Source organism: Achromobacter sp. 1011791174 (assembly GCF_059760925.1).
Window position 1 is genome coordinate 30,017 of the sequence record NZ_JCBANH010000011.1, and the last position, 23,740, is coordinate 53,756.

Genomic DNA, 23,740 nt, shown 5'->3' on the forward strand with positions numbered 1-23,740 from the left:
ATCGTGGCGAAACCGCGATCCCCACGCGTCCGTCAGGACACCAAGCGCGCGCGGTGGGCGAATCTTGCCTGGGTGTCCGACAAGGAAGCCTCGCGACGGAGCAGGTAAGCCATCACGATCGTTGGTGCGCCGGCCAGCGGCCGCATGGCGATGCCTCGGCGTAGGTAGCTCGCCAGTCTCGCGGCGGGCGCAATGGTGATCCCGTACCCGGCGGCAACCAGCGTCATCACCACATCGAATGTCTCCACCGTTTGCTCCCGCTCCTGCAGCGCGTTCTCGAACACGCGCTGCACGGTCATGCGCCATGGTTCATGAGCCGTGGACTGCGAGCAGATCAACGGCTGCTTGAGCACTTCCTGACACGGCACTTCACGGTAGGCCAGCAGGTGGGAGCGCTTGGCCACGGCGACCGCCAGCGTGTCATGCCACAGCGGTTCGCATACCCAGCCAGGCCACTGCCGGGCAACCGCAGACAAGGCGAAGTCGAAGCCGTCGTCCGGCAGCTCCGCGCCTCGACCGGGATCTGTCCAGCCGGCCAGGACGGCATGGGTCTCCGGCTCTTCGGCACGCTGCAGGGCGAGCACGTCGGCGAGCTGGGGAGGCACCCATTCGCCGAGGACGGCCATGCGAATTTCGGCGGTGATGTCACTCGATTCCACGTCCAGCTCCCCCAGGCGGTGAACTCGTGGCAACTGATCTCGAAGCCGTTGAATGAGTTAAGTTTAACGTGGTTTAAATCGTGACCGTGTTCGACGCTCTTGGCAATGCCAAAGCGTTCGATCCAAAGGGGCCGCCCCACCGGCACCACTACCTACGAAGCGGAACCAGCCATCGCGTTTGGGGCTGCCGTGCGGGAAGAAAGAACCAACCAGGGCATCGCTCAGGAAACGCTGGCCCACATGGCCGGCATCGAACGGTCGCACATGGGCAAGATCGAGCGCGGCGAGCATGTCCCCACGCTCCCTCTCATCCTCAAGATTGCCCGTGCGCTGAAATGCAGTTCCGCCCACTTGATGACTCTGACCGAAGCCAAGCTGGCAGAGTCGGCCCCATCCGCAGATTGAAGCCGGCCCGCACAGCGGTCGCATGACTACGCCTGATCGTCGTCCTTGCCCCCAAGGGCTGAATCTTCGCGCTTTGCGGCCTCGTTGACGAGCCGCAGGTATGGGTTGTCTGGCGGCGTCTCCTGGAACAGCGCATCCGGGCTGGCGAGCAGGTAGCCGTGCAGCCGGCGCGACTTGCGCGGCCCCGTGACTTCGCAGGTCCAGATGTTCAGCCCGCTCGGCTGCTTGCGGTGCTGTCCCAGCTTCTCGAAGCGCTTCTGTACCCACTGCCACCCCTCCAGCTTCTCTTGCTTGGCCAGCGCGGCGACTTGAAGGTACTCCTGCGCGTAGCGCTGGAACACGCCGGGGCTGACGAGGTAGGTCGTACCGACGACGGTATGCACCAGGGCCTTGGCGTCGTTGATGATGAGCTTGCGCGTCTGGATGCTCTGACGCAGCCAGGCCATGAAGTGCGCCCCGGAGGGCTCCGCGCGATCCTGGGAAGGCGCGAGGCTCATCTGCGGCGGGGGCACGGTCGAAGGGGTCGGCTCGGCCTCGGCGATCTCCGGCGCTGTGGGTAGAGCGGTGTCGCCCAGCAGGTCGAGCAGCGCGGCCACGCCGGTGTCCATGGCTGCGGATGCGATCGGCGCCGTGCTCGCGGATGCAGCTTCGATGCCTTCGGCGCGCGGCCCATCGGCCACCGTTGTCGCCTGCGGCGTCGGCTCCGCCTGTTCCTCTTCGACCTGCACACGGCCTGCGAACGGCGCCGGCCGGTCGGCGGCATCCCAGATCATCGCCGGCGAGAGTTTCAGGAAGGTGAAGGCGTGCGACCAGCCGGCGTCGCTGGTGACAGTAGCCTTCCAGATCGCCTTGCCATCCGGCGTTGGCTGCACGATGCCGTGATCCTGCAGCACGTTGAACACCGCCGTATTGCTCGCCGGAATGCCGTCGATGCCTTGCGATAGCAGATGTGCGCGCAGCTTGTCGGAGACGGTCTTGCTCACCAGCCACAAGGCGTCCTGGGTCAGCCAACCGTCCGCCGGGCCGGCCTGGTTCAGCTTGAACGCTTCCTTGAGCAGGTAGCGCAAGCCGTCGAGCAATTTGCGTTGCAGAGCATGCTTGGGCGCCACCAGCGCCTTGCTGGGATCGCCGCCGAGTTCCTGGGCGACCGATGCCTGGTCGGCCTGCACGACCAGCTCGCCGAGCGTGCCGGCGTGCTCGTACTGGCCGGCCAGCACGTACAGCAGCGCGGCCCAGAGGTCGGGATAGCCGCTGAGCCAGTCGAAGATGTCCCGATCGAGAAGGCGCGCGTAGAGCAGCCCGGTGGCGGCGCTGTGCAGGCGGTACTCGCGCTCCTTTCGGTAACGGAAGCGGTAGGGCTTTCGCAGCGGGCCGTGCCAGGGATGCCAGACGCTGCCGTCGGCATGCTCGACGTGCAGATCGACCGCAATCTTGCCGATGTCGTGCAGCAGGGCCGCGTAGGCCGTGCCTGCAGTCCAGGCTTCGGCCTGGGCCGCCTGTGCCTCCGGCGTGACGCCCGCAGGCAGCAGGTATGACTGCCGCAGTTTCAGCGCATAGGCGACGATCTCCAGGCCGTGGTCCAGCATGCCGCCCGGATAGGCGTGGTGGTGGTTCTCGGAGGCCGGGAACTGCTGGACCAATTCGGCGTAGCGCTCCAGTGGGGCGAGGTAGAGCGTGGCGAACTGCCGGCGCGAGAGCGATGTGCGCTGCCAGATGTGTTCCAGCAGTTTCTGCCGACGCGGCGTGGTCAGCAGCGATGCGGCCGACTCCGGCCGCATCGCCCCTTTCGGAGTTTCGATGGCGGATGTGGGCGGTGTGCCGGCGGCGGGTGGCACCCTTTTGCGCTGGAACAGCGAGAGCATGGCGAACCCCGGATGACGGGCTGCTCGGGGCGCCTTTTGGCCTTTTCAGGATAGGGCCTTTCCCCTTGGCGCCCTTCCTTTGCCCCTTCCCAGCCCTTTGGCCTTTGTCGGAAGCTTTTGGGTATAGGGCCGCTGCTGCGCGGGTGCCACGATGAATGCGGCATGGGGCAATCCCGGCAAGCCGGTAGCTGCGGGATGTTCGTCAGCTCTGGCCCAAGCCGGTGTCGAGGGCGGCGGATTGCGCTGCGAAGTCGTCGGGACGGCGCTTGCGGAAGGTTTCGAGATTGGCGAGCTTCCAGCGCAGTGCCGGCAGTTGCGCGGCGTGCTGGCACTGCACCAGCGACCAGTCCGGTTCTGCGCGCGCCAGCCCGCTCAGAAACTGCTTGTGCGCGGTGCTCAGTCGCTGTGGCAGCTCGCGCCGCATCCTGGCGCGAGCGTCGAGCAGCGTCTCCAGGGAGCAGTCCACTTCGGTCATGCCGACAAAGGCCCGCTCGTACTCGCCGGCGATGTCCTTGTCGTTGCCGAACAGCACTTCGTGGGGCGGCCGGTTGTGGCCCGCCAGATAGATCACGAAGCACTCGACCATGCCGTCGCTGATGTCGCCCGATTCGTAGAGCTGCCACACGTCGAACAGGTCGCGGGGGTGCTGTCGATCCAGCGCGGCCACCAGCTTGCTGGCGTACAGCTCGTCCGGTGCCAGAACCGGCAGCTCGAACTCGACGCCGAACAGATCGCTGGTCTTGGCGCTCAGCGGCCGCCGCTCGACGGGCAGCACACTGCCGCGGAACACGACGTTGACCTCGATCTTCACCTGGCTGGCGTCGTTCTCGACGATCAGCTTGGTGTCTCCCAGGTCCTTGGCGCGAACCAGGCGTGTCTGCACGCCCAGTGGCGCAACGCGCGCGGCGATGGCGGCCAGCTCCTGGTTGATGGCTTGCAGCGCTTCGTCGCGCGGCGTCTGCCACGGGAGGTACACCACGTCGATGTCCACCGACAGGCGCGGCATGTCCCGCACGAAGAGGTTGATGGCCGTGCCGCCCTTCATGGCGAAGATGTCGTTGGCGAACACGTCGGGCGCGACGGCCAGCAGCAGGCGAACGGTGTCCGCGTAGGTCTTATCCATGAGGTCTCAGGCTCAGCAAGGTGCCGTCATCGAGCCGGCTCATCCAGCGCGTGTTGCTGCCGGTGCGAACCGGGTACTGCTCCAGCAGGGCATCGACGTCCACGAGGCTGGTCTCGCGCGCCCAGGTCAGGAACAGGCGCACGGCCTTCACGCTGGCGCAGCAGGACAGCAGTTGCCCGAGCAAGTCCTTGCGGGGGGAACGCAGTCCATCGAAGAGGTTGCGGGCCTCTTCGAGGCTCTGCTTGACGCCGGCTTCGTACAGCAGCTCCAGCACGGCACGCTCGGGGGCTGCCACCCGCAGATCCTCGGGCAGGCCAGGCGGCGTGGTCAGGGTCTTGCCGGCCAGCGCCGTGTCCGGCCAGTCGAACAGGCGGGCGTGGACGTAGCGGGCCGGAAAGCGCGAAGTGAACCAGGCCGGCAACGCGAAGCGACCGTCGCCCCACAGCACCAGCGCCTCCCGGCTGCCCAGGTTGTGCCGCACCCCCTGCAGGGCCAGGGCGCTCTTGCCGCCGACGTGCAGGCCGGGCACGCGCTGTTGCAGGAACTTCAGCGCACCGTAGACCCCGAACTCATCGTTCGGGAAGGCATAGACGCCATGGGCCAGGCGCACGAGCCACCCGCCGTCGGCATAGTGGGCGGCGAGCTGGGGCGACACCCCGAACTGGCTCAGGGTGGCAAGGTCGAACGGCGCCCCACGGGGGAGTCCCGCCTGCAGTCGCTTGATTACCTGGTGCCGAGAATTTCCATTCATGCTATAAAAATAACACAGAATCCAATCGACCCCTAGAGCCATTGCAAGAACGTGCAGGGAAAGTAGCATAAGGTTTGATTTATCGCTCAGAATCTAATCGACCTGCGGCCCGAGCCAACCCGGCTCTGCCGGCCGCAACCCGCCCTCCTGATCGCGGTCTATGCTGGAGGGCAGGCCACGACCGGCCGCTCCGCGAGGTGAGGCACCACTGAAGCCGAGGCATATGAGCATGAGCACCAACACGCACAACGGGCGCTGGAGCCACCGGCTGGGCCGGGGGGCTGGCCGTGCCTGGCGTGGATACCTCCGCCGCGAGCAGCGTGTCGCCGGCTGGCTGGTGACGCGCGGGGTGCCCGCGGGCGCGGCGACGGCGGTGCTCTGGATCGTCAAGCTCGCCGTGCTCGGTGCGCTGCTCTACTCCGCGTTCTGGCTGGCCCTGCTGCTTGCCTTTGCGGTGACTGCTGCATGGCTCGTGCAGCACGACGACTCTGATCAAGAGGAACCGCAACCCGAGTGGAGGGAAGGCCCCAACGGCTTCGGGCTTTATGACAAGAGCGACTGGCGCATCGACCCGCATGTGACCGACGACGACTGAACGGCGGTCACTTCTTCGATACGGCGCTCATTGCCATACCAGCGCCACGCCCCCCAGCGCCCTTGGCGTCCGAGGTGGCGGTGGACAACCCCTGCACGATATTTCCCGTGCGAACGCCTGCCCAAGCCAATGCCATGACCCAAAACGTCGGCAGCACGATGAACATCATCGCCATGACGAAGTTGAGCAGCATGTCGCCAAAGGCGTTGTTCAAGCCGATCAGCGGATCGAAGTTCGTGTGCGGCCTGTCGGCGCCAAACCCCCAGCCGTAGAGCGCGTCCAGGATCGTGCTGTCGATCCAGCGCGCGAGCTGGAACCAGAAGTCCACGAAGAACAGCGCGAACTGGACGCAGCTCACCGTCACCACCGTCTTCAGGTCGTAGGTGCCGATCAGCAGCACCAGCGGGATGCAGATGACGAGCGCCATCTTGAGCATCGTCAGCACCATCGGCAGCGCCTGGCGCACCACGTCCATCGCCGGAAAGAAGCCCAGCGAGCCGACGGTCAGCCCCAGGTCGCTCGCGCCGCGCGTGACGATGTTCGGCAGCGTCTTGTCGATCTGGCCGCCGTAATCGGTGTAGACGGCGCCCTGGTTCATCTTCTGCTGCCGCGGTGAGACGACGGCGCGGATCACCGAGTCATTGACCTCGCTCTGCGACAGGAAGCCCACCCAGCGCCCGATGCGGGTCAGCAGGTCCGGGTCGACCTGTGCCAGCAGCCGGCTGCGCAGTCCCTGGCCGCCATCGGCCCACCACTGCCGGCAGGACGGATAGCCGCCGCCGCTGTCCACCTGTGCCAGCCCCGCATCGCGGGTCGCGTCGTAGGGCCAGGCCGTGCGTGGGGTCTTGGCGCGATAGGTGTCATAGAAGCCGGGCGTGTCGAGGAAGTAACTCGACCCGATCCAGGTGACGTCGTTCATCTGCTCGTCGGAGAGCGTCGGCCGGTTCATGAACAGCTTGGCGCGCGACGGCCCGTAGCAGTCGTGCGTGAAGTCGGCGACCTCCTGTGCCAGCACCGGATCGTCGATGCGCGTGGCATCCACATCCATGCGAATCTGACGCAGGTCCGTGCCGCAGGGAATCGCTGCCACCGCGGAGCCCGTCACGGCTTTCGACAGCGCGTGCATGAAGAACCACCACACCGGCACCAGCGCGCTCTGGTCGTTGAGCGCCGTGTAGACGTTGGACCAGCCCGTGTCGTTGGGCAGCGGGACGTTGACCTGGCATTGCGCGGAGCGCGTGGTGTCGAACCTGATCGTGGCGAGATCCACCGGGATGAACGGGATGCCGGCGAACATGATGACCACGATCGCCACCCATACCCGGTTCTCGATGCGCATCGACGACAGCACGCCCTTGTTGCCTTCGTCCGCACCTTCGCTGCGGGCCTTGAGCCACTCCTGGATCACGATGGCCACGAACGGCAGCGCGAACACGCCGCTGGCCACGAGAATGCTCCAGATGCCGTTGTTGACCACCCAAGCCACCAGGGTCAGGTAATACTCCAGGTAGTCCGTGGTGTAGAGCGTCATGCCTGCCTCCCGGTCTCAGCCGTGCCGCAACAGTTGGCTGACTTCCAGCGCGACCACGGCGATCACGGCCGCGATCGCCGTGCGCAGCAGGCGCTGATGCGTCTCGCGGGACGGCTCCCGCCGCAACAGGCGCCGACGCATCCACCACCAGCCGTAAGCCGTCGCTCCGTAGAGGCACAGCCGCCACACGAAGAAGTGGCCGGCGTGCGCCTGCAGCCAGTGCTGCCAGCCCTCGACGCCGCCGACCACGTGGATGCCGGCGATGTTCACCGCCACCGCGGCGGCGGCCACCAGCAAGGTCCACAGCAGCGCCACGCCGACGCGGCGGTTGAACAGCCATGGCAGCCGCAGCCAGGCCAGCCGGCTCATGGCGTACCGCTCCGCGGCTTCTGGACTTCCCGCAGACGGTCGCGTGTGGTGTCGCCCTCGAAGACGCCGCGCGAGCCGGCCGCGCGGGTGCTGTGGCGCTGGATGATCGCCATCGCCGAGTTGCCGGCCAGCGTGCGGCGCAGCTCCAGTTCGGTCTTGAGGTTGTTGATCTCCTGCTCCAGCGCGCTGTTCTCCTGGTCGACCGCCTGCACGGCCAGCTCGTTGGCAGCGACGTTCGGCTCCTTCTTGCCGGTCAGCAACGTGCGTTGCAGCAGCAGGGCCTTCTCCAGCACGCTGGACAGCGCCGCCTCGGACGCGAGGCGCCGGCCCAGCACGTCCTGGTCGGGTTCGTCACGCAGGGCCTCGATCACGCCGCGGGTGATCGGCAGCGAGCTGCTGCCGGCTGCGTCGAGATTGGCCAGCGTCGTCGGCCGGGCGCCCGTCACCAGTTCCTGCAGCGCCTGCAGCTTGGTCTCGTACTCTTCCTGGATCATTGGCGTCAGCCCGACGCCAGGCGTGGTCTGGGTCTTCGTGCAGTTTTCGCAGGTGCGCTGCTCGCGTTCGCCCAACACGCGGGTCGCCCAGTCCGCGGCCGCCTGGGGCGACGACCAGGTCTGGCAGGTCAGGCGGTTGCCGCAGGCGCTGCGCGCGATCGACGAGGTATCGGTGGCGCTGCGCCCGTTGAGCAGGTTGTAGCCCGCGCGCGTCACATCGCCGACCACCTTGATCGAACTCTGACCGGAGCCGCCCGCGTTGCCGCCGCCGACCCATGGCACGCCGTTGTTCCCTTTGTTGGACTCGGCCCGCTCGATGGCGGAGACGGCGTCGGTGCTGCTGACCGCATCCCGCAGCGCCATCCCCTCGGCGAGCTGGTCCCAGCCGGCCTGGCCGCCGGCCATGTCCGCCATGCGATTGGCGATGGCCCGGCAGGTCATCTTCGAGCGGTCGAAATCCAGGCGCGCCTGCAGGATGCCGTTGGTGAGCAGGTTGTACAGGCCCGGGTCGGCGCGCTGGATGATCAGCGCCGGCAGCGAGGCCACGGCGCTGGTGGCGTTCTGGATCACGTTGCTCATGATCGTCTGGAAGCCGTTGGTGATGCCGTTGAGCTGGTTCTGCAGCGTCGTGGTGATGCTCATGTCGCCGCAGATCAGGTTGCTGTTCCAGCCGACGCCGACGCCGATGCTCTGCATGTTGCCGGCACCCCCCATCGACACGGCCCGGCCGCCGCCGATGCTGTAGAGCACGTCGTCGCCGATCACGCTGCCGCTGACGTTCACGCCATTGGGGTCGATGCGGGTCTGTGCCCAGGCGACGCCGACGACCAGCGTGATGACCGCCACGAGCAGCGTGACCCGCAGGTGCGGCTTCGCGCGGCGCAGGAAGTCAGGGAGGGAGGCGTTCATCGTGGGTTCCTCACATGAAATCGACGCTGCCGAGGAAGACCTGGCCACGGCGCCGGCAGCAGGAGTACGGCCGCCACAATGCCCAGGCGTAGTCGCCCTGCTGGGCCTGCACGCGGGTGCGGCTGTGCGGGAAGACCACGCAACTGTTCGAGAGCGTGGGCGTCAGCTCCTGCCACTTGCCCGTCGAGGCGTCGGTCTCCATCAGCGCGCCGGCCGGCCAGTAGCCGTCGCGGGCGTTGGCCAGCAGAGGCTGGTACACGTGAATCTGGTTGCGGCGCGTCACGATGTCGCCGGCGCGCTGCGCGACCACGGCGCCGCTCTTGTGGTCGTCGGTCTGGTGCAAGAAACCGCCGCGGGGATACACGTTGCCCCAGAGGTTCAGGCCGGTGCGCGTACCGATTTCGCGCCGGCCGGGGATGAGCGCTTCGGGGTAGAACGCTTCCGGGATGTTGTAGCGCCAGGCGATCGTGTCGAGCGTGCTCAGCAGATACGGCATGAAGGCCGTGCCCGCGCCTTCGCAGGTGTAGCCGGAGGCGCTGGCGAACTGGCTGAACACCATCCCGGCCGGATGGCCGATGACATCGGCGTTCTTGAACTTGGCGAGGTTGTTCTCGTTGTCGTGATTGGTCGTGCCGTCACCGCCAGCCTTCGCGGTCGGGTTAGGCATGCTCATCGCCCTGACTTCCAGCCACGGGTTTTCTCCGGTATTCGAGTAGCTAGACACCACCGCATCGGGGACGTAGTGGCGCACCTTGACGGAGGTGCGCACCGAGCAGCCGAAGGGCGTGCAGTACAGCCAGTAGCAGATTCCGACCACGCGGTATTCGAGGCAGTCGGGGGACAGCGCCGACGAGACGATGGTGGCGGTGTCCAGGGCGAACGTCGACGTGGCCGCGCTCAGCAGCAGCGAGGCGACGGTGGCGCGCAGGCGGCGGCATGCCAGCAGGAGGCTCATGGCTGCGCGCTCCGGTAGGCGTTGATGCGCGCGACGGCGCGGGACACGTCGGGCTCGCCGTAGACCACATAGCGTCGATCGACCACCACGGCGGGAATCTTGGCGATGCCCAGTCCCCAGGCATCCGCGACACCTTGGTAGGCGTGGCCGATGCGGCGTTGAAGGGCCTCGCCGCCGTCATGCAACCGCTGCCGCACCAGGGCTGCGGCCTGTTGCGGGTCGGCCGGCAGGTGCGCGGCGAGTTCGACCTTGATGCGCGTGGCCTGGTCCAGCTCGATGATCCGCACGCCGGCCGGGGCCTGCACCGGATGACGGCTGTCGGTGACGACGAGCACATCGGCGGCCCAGGCGGAGGGGCCGAGCAGCACAGCCAAGAGTCCGGCCGCAAGCAGGCGCCACTGCGCTACAAATGGGTTGGATATGGGAGCTGGCATGTCGAGCCACCGTGAAAACGATCAGGGTGGGTAGTCGACTCCAGGGGGGCGATGGAAGCGACTGTCAAACCGGAATCGGCACTCTCCGGTTTGACGCGACAACAGCAGCGAGCGTTATGGGCTGCTCAGGATGCAAAAAACGGGGAAGCTGGAAGCTCCCGTCAAGATCAATACGCTGCCATCTGGAGGACCTTGTGTACGAGGCTGCACCAGAACCTATCCATCAGCCTCCTTCTTCCGCGAGTTCGTCACTTTCCGGCTGGCATGCACGGCCAGCACGTTCTGCACGAAGCGGATGCCTGTCGTGCGCGCAGCGAATGCCGCGACCAGATATTGACCCAGGAACCAAGCGGTCGAGATCAGAATGCGAGGCGTATCCAACCCACTGAAATACATCACCGCGGGAACTATGGGCACGAGCAGCAGCGACATCGCGGCAATGTCGCGGAACAGCAGATAGTTCTTGTGGCTGTCCACGACCGAGGGGTCTGAATCGACCTGCTTGTAGAGGCCATACCACTTCGCGTTCTGGTCGCGTTCACCCACAGGGAACTCGCCGACGTTCTTTTTCAGCTTCGTCAGGTCGATGCGGTGATCCGCCGGCGCGTGCACGGAAAAGGCACGCGAACCCGGCAACGGATGCTTGCAGCGCCAGAATACGAGGATGGCCTTGTGGTCGGCCGAAATCAGCGACGAGAAGATCAGCACCGGGATCGGCAACAGTGCGGTCAGGCTGGCGCGAACGGCCGCCAGTCGAGTCGGCGTCAGATCCTCGATCGCGGTGTGGAAGGCAAGGACCAGAAGGACGAGAAAGTCCAGGATGAGCGTCGCCACCAGCCATGCGAGGTTGCGGCCCTTGAGTGTCTTGCTGCCGTAGTTTTTGGTGTCCCTCATCCATAGCACTCCGTATAGATGGTGAAATCGCCACGATCATTGACGTTGAATTGAATCCAGCCATCGCGTCGCGTCGTGAGCACACGGCGCTGTTTTCCAGTCGTGGCGACAAGAACTCCGTTCGGCCAGTGATCTATGACGCGCTGGCGATAGGTCTGAGTCATCCCCTGCGTATCATGGACGATTGCTTTGTCGGACATCACGATCGCTCGCGGGTGACAGTAGTCGAATAGCGCCCGGCAGTAGCCGTTCTCTCGGCCGTGGTGGGATGCCACGAGCACGGTCGTGTCGATGAGCTCAGCTCGAAATGCCGGCTGTTCGAGCAGCGCCAGCCATCCGTCTTCCTCAAGGTCGCCGGGAAACAGAATCTTGAATGGCCCGTACTTGAAGAATGCCACCATGCTCAGGTTGTTCGTGTCGTAAAAGGGTGGCGTCGAGTTCCAAAACGTCCGCACCGAGATGCCTCCCATACTCTCATCGAAGGGGACGTCCACGGGGTAGACGTAGCCAGCATGAATGTCCAAGTATCGTTCGATGTCCTCGGTCAGTTCGCCGCTGGCCTCCTTGATGATCCTCATGACTTCGGGTGACACGCTGCGATTGCGGAAGAACGTGGATACCGTGATTCCTTCTTTCCACAGGTTGTTCAGATCGCTGATGTGGTCGAGGTCCGCATTCGTCACGAACAGGTAGTCCAGAACGTTGCGCTTCAGGTAGTGCTTGATGTAGGTGCTCGGCTTCCAGCCTGTGGTGCTGTTGTCACCCGAGTCGATCATCGCCAGGCGCCCTTCCACGCCGTAGGCAGAGCGATGTGTGAGCATGGCGCAGGCGCCATGTTCAACGTCCCATATCTTCAAGATCATCTCGCCTGGCATATCACTGCACCGCACCTTGCAAGATTTGCAGGTCTTGCTCTCCGACGATGAGCTGAACAGCCGGCAGGCCGTCATCGGCCATGCCGAGTGCCAGATGGACGAGTTGCACGAGATCGTGCCGGCTCGGAGATGCGGAGTGGCCAGGCGGATGGCTATGCCATTCGCCGACGTAGCCGACCATGCCCGCGGTGCGCTTGGCGGCGTCCTTGACCGCTTCAGCAAGTCCGGCGACGCCACGCTCGAAGGAGTCGGGGCTGGCCTTGCTGTCGGAGGGCGCTGGCAAACCGGCGACGATGACAACAGCCTTGATGTTGAAATCGTAGTACCCGAGCAGCACGCCACCGGTTTCGTTGGGAAAGCTTTGCTGGCGCAAAACCCGCAACTGTTGTTCGACACCGTCGTCGATGTAGAGGTCAAGCTCACCCAGCGCGATACGCCGCTCGGGCACTGCTGGCACATCATGCACCTCGACGCCGCCACGCGCAGGATCGCGTTGCCAGATCCGAATCAGGGCATCCTCGCGCGCCACAGCGGCCTGGATCTGCTCCGCCAGCGTGCTTGCCTGGCCCAGGATGCGCGAGTAAGGCATCACGAGTGAGATGTCGCGGCAACTCGCCCCGCTCCAGAAGGTGCTCGCGTGGCCGTCGAGGTGGACTCTCCCCCAGTCCTGCTGGATCAGTGCGCGATAGTACTGCGCCTCCAGTGTGCGAAGCCGTTGCATCCGCTTCGCATCCTCGGCAAGCAGCACTGCAGCGTTGCCGTTCGGCGTGACGAAGACGGAGAAATGTCGCGGAAGGGTATCGACCACGCTGGCCGCTCGTGGGTATTCAAGTGTGGTCGAGGCGTCGATGGCCAGTGCGGCGCCGGCGAGCGCCTGTGCAACATCCGCCTGTGCAAAGTCGCAGCCATCAGCCACTACTGGGACAATCTCGGTCGCTCCTTCCATTGCGGCGGCATGTAATCCTGCGACCACCGTGGCCTTGGTCTCGCCAATGTGTTGCGCGTAGGCACCGTGCCGAGAGAGGTTGTGCGGCTTGATGTGATCCTTGTCGATAACCGTCCAACGTCCCCAGCCGCTGCGGCCCCATAGATTTAGCAGCGCGCTGCCGAGCGAGCCTGCGCCGACCAATACGCCCGCTGGCCCTTCTTCCGTGACCCCGGATTGACGCATCGCCGCCGTTCGGTCGTTTTGAGTCAGGACAGCCATGGGCAGGATGGGCTGCTCGCGCCATGCCGTTGCTGGTTGCTGGTTCAGCAGGTCCTTGTAGTACCGTTTTTCATGGACAAACAATGCACCGCAGGCGATGCCGAGTTCGAGGCCGCCAATCGGTACGAGGAATGCCCGATGCGCGACGCCATCGGGCTCGGCATCGACGCTTCGGCGAATGGGGATATGCAAGAGGATGATCGTGCCCTTGTCGTCAGCCGAGGCGGTCGTGCCTGCTTCATCGATGTCAGCCTGTAGCGCTTCCCGTAGAGGACCAATCAGGTCTACCTCGCGTCGTGCCAGTACATCCGCCAGTTGCCCCAGCGTTACAGGATCACGCTCGACGAGGCCGTGCACGATGGGGGGCAGCGCCAGTTCAATGTGCTTGGTCGTCTTGACACGCGGGGCGGTCTTCGCAATGGGTTCCAGAAAGCAAGTGAAACCGCCGTCAGGGCGTTCATGCCGGAGAACGATGGCGAAACGCAGAGCGGGATCTTTGCGGAGTTCGGTCAGATTCCACGGCAGAACGAGTTCGTACTTGCTGGCAAAGAAGAGATGCTCAACCGGCTGGTCCGCCGCGTGTAGCTCGCCTCGGGCGCTCTTCTCCAGCCACCACTGGATGCGACGAAGGAATGCTTCGGGCGTCCAGGTGCGCATTACCGCTCCGGCTGGCTCGAAATACAGGCATAGGCTCGCAGGGGTGCCGGGTACGCCTTGGTTCTGATGCATCAGGATCGGGAAGTCCTGACGCAGCGCCAACACCTCGATCAGCCTCTTGGGGTCATTGGGGACACACAGCGCCAAGCGCTCACGGTACCGGATGCCGACCGGATTCTTCGGCGGTACGTCGTCACACTCGACCTCCACGACGAGACATTCGAGCGTCGGATCGCCGTCAACGGGATGGCGGAGAATCTGGACAAGCGAATAGTCGCGCTGACGCTGGACCGCGCCAAACAGCGCTTTCGCACGGGGGATCGTTAGTTCGCTGGCGTCCTTGACCTCTACGACGTTAGCGAGCTCGTGGTACGCATCCGGCATCATCCAGCTCGTCAGCCTGCGCGCGGCGGAGTTGAGGTGATGATGGCCGGCGCGCCGATGGACGCTGAACGCTTCCAGGTAACGCCGCCGCTGGCAATCTCGAAAACGATCGGTTCTGGCTTGTTGGCGTTCGGCTCCTCCATCGTCACCAGAAACTTGCGTCCGCCGACTTCCTTCAAGTAGCGCTCGTAGGTGTTGCGGGCTTGGATGTGCGGTGGTTGCACTTGCTCGTAGGACTCCTTGATGTCTGGAATGGGCTTGCTGCAACTGACGATGTAGGCGTCGCGCTTCCCTTGGAGCAACAGTTCCTTGATCAGCGGCTTCGGCTCAGTCTCTTTGTCGCCTTTCTGGCCTTCCTCGTTGAGTGCCAGATAGCTGCAATGGTGCGGGATGTTGTACAGATCCCAGGCGAGGCGATCATCGTTCTTGTGGTACCTCGTCGTGCGGACGATGTCTTCCATTTCCTCCCAGGTGGCATCGCCCACTTCCAGGTAGTCGTAATACGCGCCATCTGCCAGGAAACGTACGTTGAACACCAGCGAGGCGCGGTTGCGGATGATGTCTCCTTCGTCACAATGCTTGATGAAAGGCGAGTGGCAGAAGAACTCAACCCCATCGCTGGCCAGCGAGAATCCGGGGACAATTGTGCCGGCGTCTATGAAGAGATGATCGCGCGCCGAAGCCGCTTCTCCCCGTTCTTTCAGTCGAGGTTCGAGCCAATCGGCGAGCGCCTTCGGCTTCGAGAACACAAGGATGTCCTTGCCTTCCAGTAGGCGGTGTCGCGCCTCTTGCCGGAGCAGTACAAACTCTTCCTGCTGATGGTCCTTGTCGGCCTCCTCCAGCAGCATGGCGGCTGGAACCCAAAGCTCCCGAATCTTGATCCGGCCTTCGCCTTGGTACTTCTTGGCATGCTGAAGCTCGAAGAAGTCGGTGCTGCCTTGGATGTGATCCAGGTCCGCATGAGTGAAAGCCACCACGTCGAAGTAGTCGCGATCGACTGCCTTCAGTTCGTCCTTGAGACGGGACTTCAGGTCGATTTCCGGGGTGTCGGTATCTTCGGCTCTATCGCGGTGGCAAAAGTCGAAGAGAACGCGGCGGCCGCCAGACAGGACAATCTGGGTGGTGTCCCCGTTTCCGACCGGGTAAAAGACAACCTTATGCACGTCTGCCACGGAGTACTCCTTGTTCAGGATAAGTGGCAGCTTTGCTATTTAGCACTCTACCACCGAGAGTGCTAACACTATATATACGAATCCACTGACGATCAACACACTATATGTAGATTGTCAAGCGAGGTGCGTCGCAAAAGGTGCGTCGTGCAGGCAATACCGCCTGAGTAGCTGGGTGACCCCAGTGGTCCGTCATTGGGACGCCACGGCCCCGCGTCCATGCCGGCTAGAAATTCCACAGGCGCCCCGGAAGGGACGCCTGCGGTGCGGACTACAACAAGCCGGCTTCGGCGAACGAGTACGGGCTGCCCTTGCCGACGATGAAGTGATCCAGTACCCGGACATCGACGGTGGCCAGGGCGCTCTTCAGCCGCTCGGTGATCGCACGATCAGCGGCCGAGGGCTCGGTGTTCCCCGAGGGATGCTGATGCGCCAGGATCAGCGCCGAAGCGTTGAGCGCCAGCGCACGCTGGACCACCACCCTCGGATACACCGAAGTCTGGTCGACCGTGCCCTTGAACAGCGGCTCGAAGGCGAGCACCTGGTGCTGGTTGTCGAGAAACACGACGGCGAAGATTTCGTTCGGCTCCGCGACCAGTTTCAGGCGCAGGTAGTCGCGCACGGCGGCGGGACTGCCCAGCGCTGGACCGGCCTTGAACACGCGGTTCTCCAGCAGGGTGATGGCCTGCCGGATGATCCAGTCTTCGTGCTGGGCGGCGATCAGGGTGAGCGACTCCGGGCGGGAGTCGGCGATGACAAGAGACATGGCGAACCTCCAATGGATGAGATCGGAGGGCGCCTGCCCCTGGAGGGCAAACCCTCCTGGGGACGATGGGGATGGAACGGGTGACGAGCGGGCATCCACCACCGCGGATGCGGTGGCCGTTCGCGTCAAGGGATGCGATGCGAACGGGTTTCGATCAACGCGGACGAGCCGCGCCGCAGCCTTGAAGATCGATGGCTACCTGGGCATGTCACCGGCACCGCCGGTGGGCATGTCTTCGGAATGGGCAGGTTCGGCAACGGTCGTACCGCTGGCGGCGAGCAGGTCGATGGCCGACAGCAAGGCATCACCTTCGACAGGCCCGTGCAGCAGGAGGGTCTTGCCGGTCTCGCGGTCGCGCAGTTGCAAGGCCGGTGTGGCCGCGATGCCCTGCTCCGCGGCTTCCACCGCCTGAGCACGGATGACGGCATCGGGGCGATCGCTCTCGAGACAGCCCTGCATGGCTGGCGTGAGCTCGGGATAGTGCAGGCTCGCCGGCACACCCTGCCCGTCGCCACGGGTGTTCGCGTAGAGCCACGCCACGGCCTGCCAGAACGTGGTATGCCCCCCCGTCTCGCCCGCGCACTCCGCCAGGCGTGCCCCGGCAGTCGCGGCCGGCTCGTGCATGGACAGCGGCAGGTGGTGCCACTGCCAGTTCACCTCGGGATGGGCGTCGATCCAGCGCTTGAGCGCGGGGAAGTAGGCCCGGCAGTACGGACACTCCAGGTCGGCGTACCCGACCACCGTGAAGCGCGCATCGGCACGGCCATACAGCCAGGGCGGGCCGGCCGGTTTCGACGCTTCGGACCCGGCGGCGGCCAGGGGCATGGACTCGGTTGCCGGTTGCGGCGCGCGCAGCAGCATCCACGAGGCCACCGCAATCGTCACCACGATCAGCAGACCGATCCGGGGATGACGGCGGGCGAAGGAAGGCATGCGCATCGTGTCGCTCCCGTCAGGCCAACGTGTCCAGCGCCAGCGGTTCGATGCCCCGCGCACGGTCGATCTTCTCGGCCACGCGGAAGGCGGCATCCAGCTCGCTGATGCCGTGCTGCTGCATCAACTGGAAGCGTTCGGCCTTCTCCTCGGGCTCGGTCATCGCCATCGCCAGGTAGAGGCTGGGCGGCACAGCGCGGAACAGCACTTCCATCGACTTGGACAGGATGACGCCCTCGCTGAACTTGCCGGCCTCCTTGCGTGCCGAGAGCATCAGCGCCTTCTGCGAAGCGTTGAGTTCGCGGAAGCGCGCGATCTTCTCGACTTCATCGGGTGGCATCGACAGGCAGATCCACCACTCGATCATGTTGAGCATGGGCTCGGCCGCTTTCGGCAAGTCGTCCAGGTTCTGCGTGGCGAGCCAGAACCAGGCGCCGAGCTTGCGCCACATCTTGGTGATCTTGACCACGTAGGGCGCGAGCAGCGGGTTCTTGGTGATGATGTGGCCTTCGTCCGTCACGTTGATGATCGGTCGGCCCAGGAACTGGTCGCGCTCGGCGATGTTGTTGACGGTGTTGATGAGCGAGATGTAGGCAATCGAGAGCTGGGCGTTGTAGCCCTCGCGCGCGAAGGTGGCCAGGTCCACGATGGTGATGTCCGCCTCGGGCCACGGCGTGCCGGACCGGTCGAACATCTCGCCGTCCACGCCCTGGCAGAACATATCCATGGCGTCGGCCATCTCCAGCAGCCGTGCGCGCCGCATCTCCGGCAGCGTGGCGTCGCGGGCGCGCTCGCGCAGTGCCTCGCGCACATCGCGCGTGAGCACCGTGCGTCTGTCCGCCACGCAATGCTGGGCCGCATCGAGAATGCACTGGCGGATCAGGCTGCGGTCGGCGCGCGTCATGCGCGCTTCTTCCTTGTCCTCGCCGCCGGTAATCATCAGCCGTGCAGTGATCTCCAGCTCGCCGAGCACGTCGCGCTGCTCGTCGCCTTCCACGGCCATGCCGGCATCGGTCTGGTCTTCGTCGAGCGCATCGGCGTCCAGCGTCTGTACCTGGCTCGGCGTATCGACCAGGCGCCAGGCGTCGGCGAACGGCGCCAGACTGACGCCCGCGCCCGGCGCGAGCTTCACTCGATGCACGGTGAGACCCAACCGTGCCGCGAAGTCGCCGAACAGGCCGAAGCTGTTGCCCGCCTCGACGATGAACAGGCGCGGCCGGTAGATCGCCGTCACCTGGTTCAGGATGTTGTTGAGCGTCGCGCTCTTGCCCGAACCCGTGGGGCCGAACAGGAACAGATGCGCGTTCATCTGCCGGTCGAGGCGGTTCAGCGGATCGAAGGTGATCGGACCGCCGCCTCGGTTGAAGAACGTGATGCCGGGATGCCCTGTGCCCTGGCTGCGACCCCAGACCGGGGCCAGGTTCGCCGCGTGTTGCGCGAACATGAGTTGGGTGTACCACTGGCGCTTGTCGGCAGCCGGATCGAACACGCACGGTAGCCAGCGCAGATAGCTGTTCAGCGGCGCCACCTCGTCCTCTTCGCGTACCGGTTGCAGGCCGGCGTTGAGCATCACGTTGACGAGCTGCAGGCCGCGCGCATCGAGCTGGGCCAGGTCGCGGCCGCGCAGGTAGAACGCCAGCGCGCCACGGTAGAGCTTGTGCGCGCTGCCGATCAGCCCGCGCGCCTGCTGCACGTCCTGCCGGGTCTGCTCCGAGGCCAGGGTCTCGCCGACGGCCTTCCTGGCGAGGTGGTTGAGGTGCGCCTCCAGTACGTCCTGGGGTGTGGCGACCAGCGTCAGGCACATCACCGTATCCTCGGGCATCTGGTCGAACAGCGCGTTCATGGCATCGCCGCCTTTGCGCGTCTCACCGGTCAGATGGCCGGTCGCCGGCGGCGTGCGCAGACGATCCATCACGATCACCCGATGCGGCATGCCATCGAAGAACCACAGGCCGTTGGGCACGTCCGAACGTGGCTGGCCGAAGAACAGGCGCTGCGCGAAGTCGGTGCCGCTGGCGAGTTCGATCTCGCCCTCCTCCCGCTCTTCCGGGTAGCGGGTCAGCGCGTAGAAGCGTTCCCGATCTTCGGCAGTGGCGCCGAGCAAAGTCGGATTCGGGTTGAACCAGCGCAGCAGCCAGGCGTGGATGTCCGCCGCGCCGAGACGCCGGGCTTTCACGCCGGCATTCGCCAGCCCGCCGACGAGGCGGTCGCAGATCGTCGTCAGCGCCTGCTCGGGCGACTGGCCGCGCCGCGAGGCCGGGGCCGCGGACGTGCTGCGGTAGACGACCATGCGCACGCGCCGGACCTGGCCGCGCCAAGGCAGGCGCGTCACGGCAGTATCCTCGAACAGGCCACCCGGCTTGGCGATGGCCCGCAGGTGATGGGCGAAGAAACGCAGGTAGAAGTCGCTGAATGCGCTGCCTTGCGCACGCGGCTGCAGATAGTTCGCCAGGGAGCGCAGATAGTTGTCCCAGTTGGCCTCGTCCTGGGCGTAGAGCTGCACCACCCAGGGGTTGTCGTCCAACTCGTCGAAGGAGTCCTGCAGGGCGTTCTCCAGCGCATCGCGCGCCTGCCACAGCCAGGCCATCTCGCGGCCCTCGGTGCCGACCGGCGCCAGCTCGAAGAAGGCCGCCACCGACTGGCCATCTTCCAGCAACATGCACTTGCTGCCGGGCAGGTACTCGACCCAGGGCAGCAAGTCCGCGAACGACGGCGCGACGCCATAGAGCGCATCGTGGTCGGCCTGGGTGGCCGGCCTGCGCCGGCCCCGGCCGAGCGCGCTGCCCGGCTCGGCGACACCCTGTGCCACCAAGGCCGCCACGTGCCGTGCCCAGGCATCATCGGTCGCATCCACGGCGTCAGCAGGCGATGCGTCGGGCTTGCGTGACCACGGCAGCGACCAGGCCATCAGTAGTCCTCCACGCGTTCACCCGGCATCGCGTACTGCACGCGCTGGTAGAGCGGGAACACCGTGCTGTAGCCGGGCACCGGCACCGGGTCGGTGCCCGCCAGGTGCGGGAACACGTACATCACCAGGTCGGGATTCGGCAGGCGGTGGAACTGGCGGTAGATCTCGTTCTGCGCGGTACGGGTGTAGCGCGCCTGCACGCCGGGCGCCGCCTGCACATCGGCATCGGCCAGCGGCCGGCGCAGGCCCTGGCGCGCATCGAGCAGTTGCCGCGCGGCCTGGCCGCCGCCCGCGCTGCCGCCGGTCTCCTGATGCCAGATGTCGAGCATGGTGCTGTCGCCGTGTGGCAGCAGCTTCTCCTTGCTGGTGGCGCAGCCGCCGAGCAGGGTGGCCGCCAGCAGCACGGCGGCCGCGTCAATCCAGATCCGAGGCATGGGCTTCTCCGGTGCGGTGGTGGACCCGACGCCCCTTGGCGTCGTAGTCGATGTCGAGCGGCTGCTCCAGATGCACGGCCACCCTGGCGCCGGGCTGCACGTAGACCGCCGCGAAGGCCTGGCCGTAGAGCTTGTTGACCCAATCGGCCATGTCGCGCACGCCGCCCGCGAGGATGCGGCCCATCGCTTCGTTGCCGCTGATGCCGACGGTGCCCAGCGAGCCGTTGCTGTTGGCGACCACGGCCACGCTGCCGTTGTCGGACTTGATGAGCGAAGCGGCGCCGGCGCCGGCCGCGGTGATGAGTGCCTGGCTGCCCAGGTACTGCTGGGCGTTGCTGCGCCGCTCGCCGCTGACGCACGGAATGCCGTAGGGGTCGCTGATCCAGCCCAGGCCGCCTTGGATGCTGGCGCCGTTGTGCCCCGAGTTGCCGCCGCTGCTACTGCCCTTGCTGCTGTCCTCCGGCACCGTGCGGATGGTGCCGTCCTGGAACACGAACGTGACCGAGCGGATTTGCCCGCGCACGCACGAGAGCGTCCAGTCGCCCGAGGCCGTGCCGCTGACCACGGCGCCGGCCACGTCGGGGATGTCGATGCCGTTGGCCGTGAGGTTGTCCGGGCCGATCAGCACCTTGAACGGGTACGGGTCGTTGACGGTTCCATCGATCGGCACGCGCCCGATCAGCGCCGTCATGGCAATCGACCCCATGAGCGTCGAGTTCGACGGCACGGTGTAGACAGCCTTCGTGGATGCGCCCACGGCGCGGCTGCCGACGTCGGCGACGGATTCCACTGCGGCCGACAGGCTCTTCTGGGCCGGCCCGAAGCTCAGGGGAAAGCTCGGCTCCTTGCTGCCGTTCTTGGCGTCGACCTTGGCATCGTCGGGCTCGACCCACTGCGTGCCACCGACGCCGCGGTTGAAGCGCTTGCCGTCACCCTCTTCCAGTCCCAGCCCGACGGGCAGGTCGGACGGGCCACCCTTGCCGGAAAGACCGTCCAGTTGCCGCTGCAGATCCTGCAGCAGCCCCTGGGTCTGCTGCCTGTCGCTGGCCACCTGGTTACGCTCCTGCTCCAGGCGGTTGCGTTCGCCTTCCAGCGCGCTCTGGATGCGTTGGTCGATCGCGCTTTCCCGGGCACGCAGGCGCTCGTTCTCGGCCTTGTGCTGCTTGTTGTCGCCGAGCGCGCTTTGCAGCTCGGTGCGCAACTGCTTCACCTGGGCCACCAGCGTGGCGACGGTATCGCGCGGCGTGTCGCCTGCGATGCCCAGGGCTTTCATCTCCTCGGGCGTGAGCGTACTGGCCGCGCCCTTGGGGGCGGGCTGGCCGCCGGGGGCGCCGGAGAACAGCTTGATGCCGACGAACACCAGCAGCAGCGCCATCGGGATCAGCAGCCACTTGAGCAGCGGATTACTCTTCATCGCGCGCTCCTCCGGTCGAACCGGCCGCAGCGGCCGGCGGCAGGTTCACGGTGGCGTCGATCGGGCTCAGCGCCGGCAGCAGCGACTCGGCCAGGCCGTGGCCGCGCGTGACCAGGTAGAGCACCGTGGTGTCGGACGCGGTGCCGGCCGGCCCCAGGTTCGGATGCTGGAAGGTCGCCGCCACGAAGTTCCCCTGCAGGGCGCGCGGGTCGAGGTCGAGCCAGCGCGCCGAGGTATTGGTGAGCCGCACGGCCGTCACCCACTGGTCTTCCAGGCGCCACGCGGCCAGTGCCCGCGCATGCACCGGCAGTGTCGGCAGCAAGGTGTCCAGCGCGAGGCCGCGGCGCAGGTTTGCGCGCCCGATGCCGGCGACCGGCTCGACGGTGCGCAGCGGCGCGTACAGGTTCTGCGCGGCATGGCGCGTCAGCACGACCGATACCGGCGTTTCGCGCCGGGGAACGGATTTGTCTGCGGGCGCATCGGCCTGCTCGTCCGCGCCACTTGCTGCACCGCCGCCGTAGCGCTTCGCGGGGGCCTCCGCTTCCACGATGCGCACCGGCTCCAGCGGCGCCTGGCCGTCCTTCGCCGGCTCGGCGGCGATGTCGAGCAGGATCAGCGCGCCGGATTCCACGTCCTGCAGTTGCAGCCGCGTGGGCGGAATCGGCTCGCTCGCCCGCAGGTAGATCGCGCCGCCCGCACTCTGCACGCGCAGATGGTCGCCGACGCTGGCCGGTACGCCGACGCGCACATTGCGGTCGATGAAGACCACGCGCTCCTGGCCGACCACCAGCGGCACCGGCAGGGGCAGCCGCTCCCAGCGCAGGATTTCCACGGCCTGGCTGGCCGGCACGACACCGAGGATCAGCAGGACGCTGGCCAGGGCCGACAAGGCAACGGGCTTCATGGGGAGTCTCCCTGCAGGTGGCCGGGGGCGTTGGCGGGCACGCCGGCCTGGGTCGGCGTCGGCGGCGGTTCGATGCGCTGGGGTGCGCTGGCGTAGCAGTCCAGCGCCAGGCCGAAGGGGTTGCGCTCGGGGTCGATGTCCAGCCGGACGACCTTGATGGGGTAGCGCACCAGGGCGCGCTTGACCTGCTCGGAGCCGTAGTATTCGTCCGCGCTCACGTCGAGCGTGACGATCCAGTCGCGGTCGGAGACCACCTTGACGCGCGTGGCCGGATCATCGCCGTAGCCGCGGCCGGGAATCTCGTAGATGCCGCGCACGCGCTGACGCAGCTCGCCACTGGCGCGCCGGTACTCGTAGTCCTGCTGCAGGAAGGCCCGGCAGCCCGGCGTCAGGTAGGCCGACAGCGCGCGCAGGTTGCGCGGATAGTCTTCTTCGCCGTTCGTGGGCCAGCGCTGCACCTGCTGCCAGATGTAGAACGAGAAGGCATACACGCTCTCGGGCGGCACGTCCCACCACTTGCGCGTGCTGCCCGAGCGCAGGTCCGGCGGCACATGGATGGTCAGACTCTTCGGCGCACCCCACCAACCGAAGCCGAGCAGCAGCGCCACCACGAACAGTGCGCCGGCCCCCAGACGCAGCGTCTTCACATGCGCCTGCAGGTGCGCAACCTCGTTCCTGAAACGGCTCATGGCGCCCCTCGATCGGCGTTGCGCCGGGTCGTCCAGTAGCCCGAGCGGGTGATGAGGCGCCGGCCGCCCAGGAGCGCTGCCAGCGCCGGGTGCCGCAGGGCCAGCCGCCACTGGAGCTGCCGGTACAGCCAGGTGTCGGGCCGGCCGCGCTTCTGCGCGCGCAGGAAGCCACCGCCGACAAAGACGCCCAGCGCGATGCCGGCGACGATCAGCGTCGGCACCATGGCGATGCTGTGCGTGAGCCAGGCCAGCGGCAGGCCGAGTGCGAATCCGGCTGCGGCCGACAGGCCGGCGCAGATCCACAACTCGTCGGCGGTCAGCCCGCGCACGACCACCGGCTGGCGATTCAGCCGGTGCGGCAGGAAGCTCACCAGCGTGTCTTGCGGGGTCTCCGAGGGGACGGCCATCGCTTGCCGCCC

At 66.1% G+C, this 23,740-nt stretch carries 23 protein-coding genes; 2 read left to right on the top strand and 21 right to left on the bottom strand.

Features of this window, described 5'->3' with window-relative positions:
* Positions 1–32 precede the first annotated feature (32 nt).
* The gene (locus AC6LJ5_RS06170; protein WP_019486759.1) at positions 33–659 is read right to left on the bottom strand and encodes a LysR substrate-binding domain-containing protein; all 627 of its coding nucleotides are present in this window, start codon (positions 657–659) and stop codon (positions 33–35) included.
* 105 nt (positions 660–764) lie between these two features.
* Between AC6LJ5_RS06170 and AC6LJ5_RS06175 the strand changes: the two genes are divergently transcribed.
* Positions 765–1,064 carry a helix-turn-helix domain-containing protein gene (locus AC6LJ5_RS06175; RefSeq protein WP_003282197.1) on the top strand — a complete coding sequence of 100 codons (300 nt, stop codon included), beginning with the start codon at positions 765–767 and terminating at the stop codon, positions 1,062–1,064.
* Positions 1,065–1,090: 26 nt separating this feature from the next.
* On the opposite strand, the gene mobH is transcribed toward AC6LJ5_RS06175, so the two are convergent.
* From mobH to AC6LJ5_RS06190, 3 genes are all read right to left on the bottom strand, one after another.
* Positions 1,091–2,926, bottom strand: a complete 1,836-nt coding sequence (mobH, locus tag AC6LJ5_RS06180; RefSeq protein WP_023083157.1) for a MobH family relaxase — start codon at positions 2,924–2,926, stop codon at positions 1,091–1,093.
* A gap of 202 nt (positions 2,927–3,128) precedes the next feature.
* Positions 3,129–4,049, bottom strand: a complete 921-nt coding sequence (locus tag AC6LJ5_RS06185; protein WP_019486756.1) for a nucleotidyl transferase AbiEii/AbiGii toxin family protein — start codon at positions 4,047–4,049, stop codon at positions 3,129–3,131.
* Positions 4,042–4,800 carry a type IV toxin-antitoxin system AbiEi family antitoxin domain-containing protein gene (locus AC6LJ5_RS06190; protein ID WP_017462895.1) on the bottom strand — a complete coding sequence of 253 codons (759 nt, stop codon included), beginning with the start codon at positions 4,798–4,800 and terminating at the stop codon, positions 4,042–4,044. The genes AC6LJ5_RS06185 and AC6LJ5_RS06190 overlap by 8 nt, the downstream gene beginning before the upstream one ends.
* Positions 4,801–5,029: 229 nt before the next feature.
* On the opposite strand from AC6LJ5_RS06190, the gene AC6LJ5_RS06195 reads away from it, so the two are divergent.
* A complete protein-coding gene (locus AC6LJ5_RS06195) occupies positions 5,030–5,395 on the top strand; it encodes a DUF3742 family protein (protein ID WP_023083159.1) in 366 nt (121 codons plus the stop codon).
* Positions 5,396–5,402: 7 nt separating this feature from the next.
* On the opposite strand, the gene AC6LJ5_RS06200 is transcribed toward AC6LJ5_RS06195, so the two are convergent.
* The 17 genes from AC6LJ5_RS06200 to AC6LJ5_RS06280 form a co-directional block, all read right to left on the bottom strand.
* Positions 5,403–6,926: a conjugal transfer protein TraG N-terminal domain-containing protein gene (locus tag AC6LJ5_RS06200; RefSeq protein ID WP_023083160.1), complete on the bottom strand. Its 1,524-nt coding sequence runs from the start codon at positions 6,924–6,926 to the stop codon at positions 5,403–5,405.
* Positions 6,927–6,941: 15 nt separating this feature from the next.
* The gene (locus AC6LJ5_RS06205; RefSeq protein WP_003140982.1) at positions 6,942–7,295 is read right to left on the bottom strand and encodes a hypothetical protein; all 354 of its coding nucleotides are present in this window, start codon (positions 7,293–7,295) and stop codon (positions 6,942–6,944) included.
* Positions 7,292–8,698 carry an integrating conjugative element protein gene (locus AC6LJ5_RS06210; protein WP_023083161.1) on the bottom strand — a complete coding sequence of 469 codons (1,407 nt, stop codon included), beginning with the start codon at positions 8,696–8,698 and terminating at the stop codon, positions 7,292–7,294. Before AC6LJ5_RS06210 ends, AC6LJ5_RS06205 begins: the two co-directional genes overlap by 4 nt.
* 10 nt (positions 8,699–8,708) lie before the next feature.
* Positions 8,709–9,653, bottom strand: a complete 945-nt coding sequence (locus AC6LJ5_RS06215; RefSeq protein WP_023083162.1) for a TIGR03756 family integrating conjugative element protein — start codon at positions 9,651–9,653, stop codon at positions 8,709–8,711.
* Positions 9,650–10,087 carry a TIGR03757 family integrating conjugative element protein gene (locus tag AC6LJ5_RS06220; RefSeq protein ID WP_126526782.1) on the bottom strand — a complete coding sequence of 146 codons (438 nt, stop codon included), beginning with the start codon at positions 10,085–10,087 and terminating at the stop codon, positions 9,650–9,652. The genes AC6LJ5_RS06215 and AC6LJ5_RS06220 overlap by 4 nt, the downstream gene beginning before the upstream one ends.
* 216 nt (positions 10,088–10,303) lie before the next feature.
* Positions 10,304–10,981, bottom strand: coding sequence for a hypothetical protein (locus AC6LJ5_RS06225; protein ID WP_010792116.1), 678 nt, complete (start codon positions 10,979–10,981; stop codon positions 10,304–10,306).
* Entirely contained in the window at positions 10,978–11,844 is an 867-nt protein-coding gene (locus AC6LJ5_RS06230; protein WP_206695754.1) for a ComEC/Rec2 family competence protein, read from the bottom strand. The genes AC6LJ5_RS06225 and AC6LJ5_RS06230 overlap by 4 nt, the downstream gene beginning before the upstream one ends.
* Before the next feature lie 13 nt (positions 11,845–11,857).
* Positions 11,858–14,107: an anti-phage 6A-MBL system cap2_3 protein gene (gene cap2-3, locus AC6LJ5_RS06235; RefSeq protein ID WP_196495448.1), complete on the bottom strand. Its 2,250-nt coding sequence runs from the start codon at positions 14,105–14,107 to the stop codon at positions 11,858–11,860.
* 8 nt (positions 14,108–14,115) lie between these two features.
* Positions 14,116–15,276: an anti-phage 6A-MBL system MBL-fold protein gene (gene mblB / locus AC6LJ5_RS06240; RefSeq protein ID WP_019486741.1), complete on the bottom strand. Its 1,161-nt coding sequence runs from the start codon at positions 15,274–15,276 to the stop codon at positions 14,116–14,118.
* A gap of 268 nt (positions 15,277–15,544) precedes the next feature.
* The gene (gene radC, locus AC6LJ5_RS06245) at positions 15,545–16,039 is read right to left on the bottom strand and encodes a RadC family protein (RefSeq protein WP_003292123.1); all 495 of its coding nucleotides are present in this window, start codon (positions 16,037–16,039) and stop codon (positions 15,545–15,547) included.
* A gap of 195 nt (positions 16,040–16,234) precedes the next feature.
* Positions 16,235–16,978, bottom strand: coding sequence for a DsbA family protein (locus AC6LJ5_RS06250; protein WP_019485626.1), 744 nt, complete (start codon positions 16,976–16,978; stop codon positions 16,235–16,237).
* Between the two features lie 13 nt (positions 16,979–16,991).
* Positions 16,992–19,880 carry a conjugative transfer ATPase gene (locus AC6LJ5_RS06255; protein WP_023083165.1) on the bottom strand — a complete coding sequence of 963 codons (2,889 nt, stop codon included), beginning with the start codon at positions 19,878–19,880 and terminating at the stop codon, positions 16,992–16,994.
* Entirely contained in the window at positions 19,880–20,314 is a 435-nt protein-coding gene (locus AC6LJ5_RS06260) for a TIGR03751 family conjugal transfer lipoprotein (RefSeq protein WP_023083166.1), read from the bottom strand. The genes AC6LJ5_RS06255 and AC6LJ5_RS06260 overlap by 1 nt, the downstream gene beginning before the upstream one ends.
* Positions 20,295–21,728 (bottom strand): TIGR03752 family integrating conjugative element protein, encoded by a 1,434-nt coding sequence (locus AC6LJ5_RS06265; protein ID WP_023083167.1) that lies wholly within the window; start codon positions 21,726–21,728, stop codon positions 20,295–20,297. The genes AC6LJ5_RS06260 and AC6LJ5_RS06265 overlap by 20 nt, the downstream gene beginning before the upstream one ends.
* On the bottom strand, positions 21,718–22,632 hold the full coding sequence (locus AC6LJ5_RS06270; RefSeq protein ID WP_023083168.1) for a TIGR03749 family integrating conjugative element protein: 915 nt from the start codon (positions 22,630–22,632) through the stop codon (positions 21,718–21,720). The genes AC6LJ5_RS06265 and AC6LJ5_RS06270 overlap by 11 nt, the downstream gene beginning before the upstream one ends.
* On the bottom strand, positions 22,629–23,321 hold the full coding sequence (locus AC6LJ5_RS06275) for a PFL_4703 family integrating conjugative element protein (RefSeq protein WP_498140068.1): 693 nt from the start codon (positions 23,319–23,321) through the stop codon (positions 22,629–22,631). The genes AC6LJ5_RS06270 and AC6LJ5_RS06275 overlap by 4 nt, the downstream gene beginning before the upstream one ends.
* Positions 23,318–23,728 (bottom strand): TIGR03750 family conjugal transfer protein, encoded by a 411-nt coding sequence (locus AC6LJ5_RS06280; RefSeq protein WP_019484550.1) that lies wholly within the window; start codon positions 23,726–23,728, stop codon positions 23,318–23,320. The genes AC6LJ5_RS06275 and AC6LJ5_RS06280 overlap by 4 nt, the downstream gene beginning before the upstream one ends.
* Positions 23,729–23,740 lie beyond the last annotated feature (12 nt).

Coding starts and splice junctions, on each gene's coding strand:
- AC6LJ5_RS06175 (WP_003282197.1), top strand. CDS start 765: ATGCCAAAGCGTTCGATCCAAAGGGGCCGCCCCACCGGCACCACTACC.
- mobH (WP_023083157.1), bottom strand. CDS start 2,926: ATGCTCTCGCTGTTCCAGCGCAAAAGGGTGCCACCCGCCGCCGGCACA.
- AC6LJ5_RS06185 (WP_019486756.1), bottom strand. CDS start 4,049: ATGGATAAGACCTACGCGGACACCGTTCGCCTGCTGCTGGCCGTCGCG.
- AC6LJ5_RS06190 (WP_017462895.1), bottom strand. CDS start 4,800: ATGAATGGAAATTCTCGGCACCAGGTAATCAAGCGACTGCAGGCGGGA.
- AC6LJ5_RS06195 (WP_023083159.1), top strand. CDS start 5,030: ATGAGCACCAACACGCACAACGGGCGCTGGAGCCACCGGCTGGGCCGG.
- AC6LJ5_RS06200 (WP_023083160.1), bottom strand. CDS start 6,926: ATGACGCTCTACACCACGGACTACCTGGAGTATTACCTGACCCTGGTG.
- AC6LJ5_RS06205 (WP_003140982.1), bottom strand. CDS start 7,295: ATGAGCCGGCTGGCCTGGCTGCGGCTGCCATGGCTGTTCAACCGCCGC.
- AC6LJ5_RS06210 (WP_023083161.1), bottom strand. CDS start 8,698: ATGAACGCCTCCCTCCCTGACTTCCTGCGCCGCGCGAAGCCGCACCTG.
- AC6LJ5_RS06215 (WP_023083162.1), bottom strand. CDS start 9,653: ATGAGCCTCCTGCTGGCATGCCGCCGCCTGCGCGCCACCGTCGCCTCG.
- AC6LJ5_RS06220 (WP_126526782.1), bottom strand. CDS start 10,087: ATGCCAGCTCCCATATCCAACCCATTTGTAGCGCAGTGGCGCCTGCTT.
- AC6LJ5_RS06225 (WP_010792116.1), bottom strand. CDS start 10,981: ATGAGGGACACCAAAAACTACGGCAGCAAGACACTCAAGGGCCGCAAC.
- AC6LJ5_RS06230 (WP_206695754.1), bottom strand. CDS start 11,844: ATGATCTTGAAGATATGGGACGTTGAACATGGCGCCTGCGCCATGCTC.
- cap2-3 (WP_196495448.1), bottom strand. CDS start 14,107: ATGATGCCGGATGCGTACCACGAGCTCGCTAACGTCGTAGAGGTCAAG.
- radC (WP_003292123.1), bottom strand. CDS start 16,039: ATGTCTCTTGTCATCGCCGACTCCCGCCCGGAGTCGCTCACCCTGATC.
- AC6LJ5_RS06250 (WP_019485626.1), bottom strand. CDS start 16,978: ATGCGCATGCCTTCCTTCGCCCGCCGTCATCCCCGGATCGGTCTGCTG.
- AC6LJ5_RS06255 (WP_023083165.1), bottom strand. CDS start 19,880: ATGGCCTGGTCGCTGCCGTGGTCACGCAAGCCCGACGCATCGCCTGCT.
- AC6LJ5_RS06260 (WP_023083166.1), bottom strand. CDS start 20,314: ATGCCTCGGATCTGGATTGACGCGGCCGCCGTGCTGCTGGCGGCCACC.
- AC6LJ5_RS06265 (WP_023083167.1), bottom strand. CDS start 21,728: ATGAAGAGTAATCCGCTGCTCAAGTGGCTGCTGATCCCGATGGCGCTG.
- AC6LJ5_RS06270 (WP_023083168.1), bottom strand. CDS start 22,632: ATGAAGCCCGTTGCCTTGTCGGCCCTGGCCAGCGTCCTGCTGATCCTC.
- AC6LJ5_RS06275 (WP_498140068.1), bottom strand. CDS start 23,321: ATGAGCCGTTTCAGGAACGAGGTTGCGCACCTGCAGGCGCATGTGAAG.
- AC6LJ5_RS06280 (WP_019484550.1), bottom strand. CDS start 23,728: ATGGCCGTCCCCTCGGAGACCCCGCAAGACACGCTGGTGAGCTTCCTG.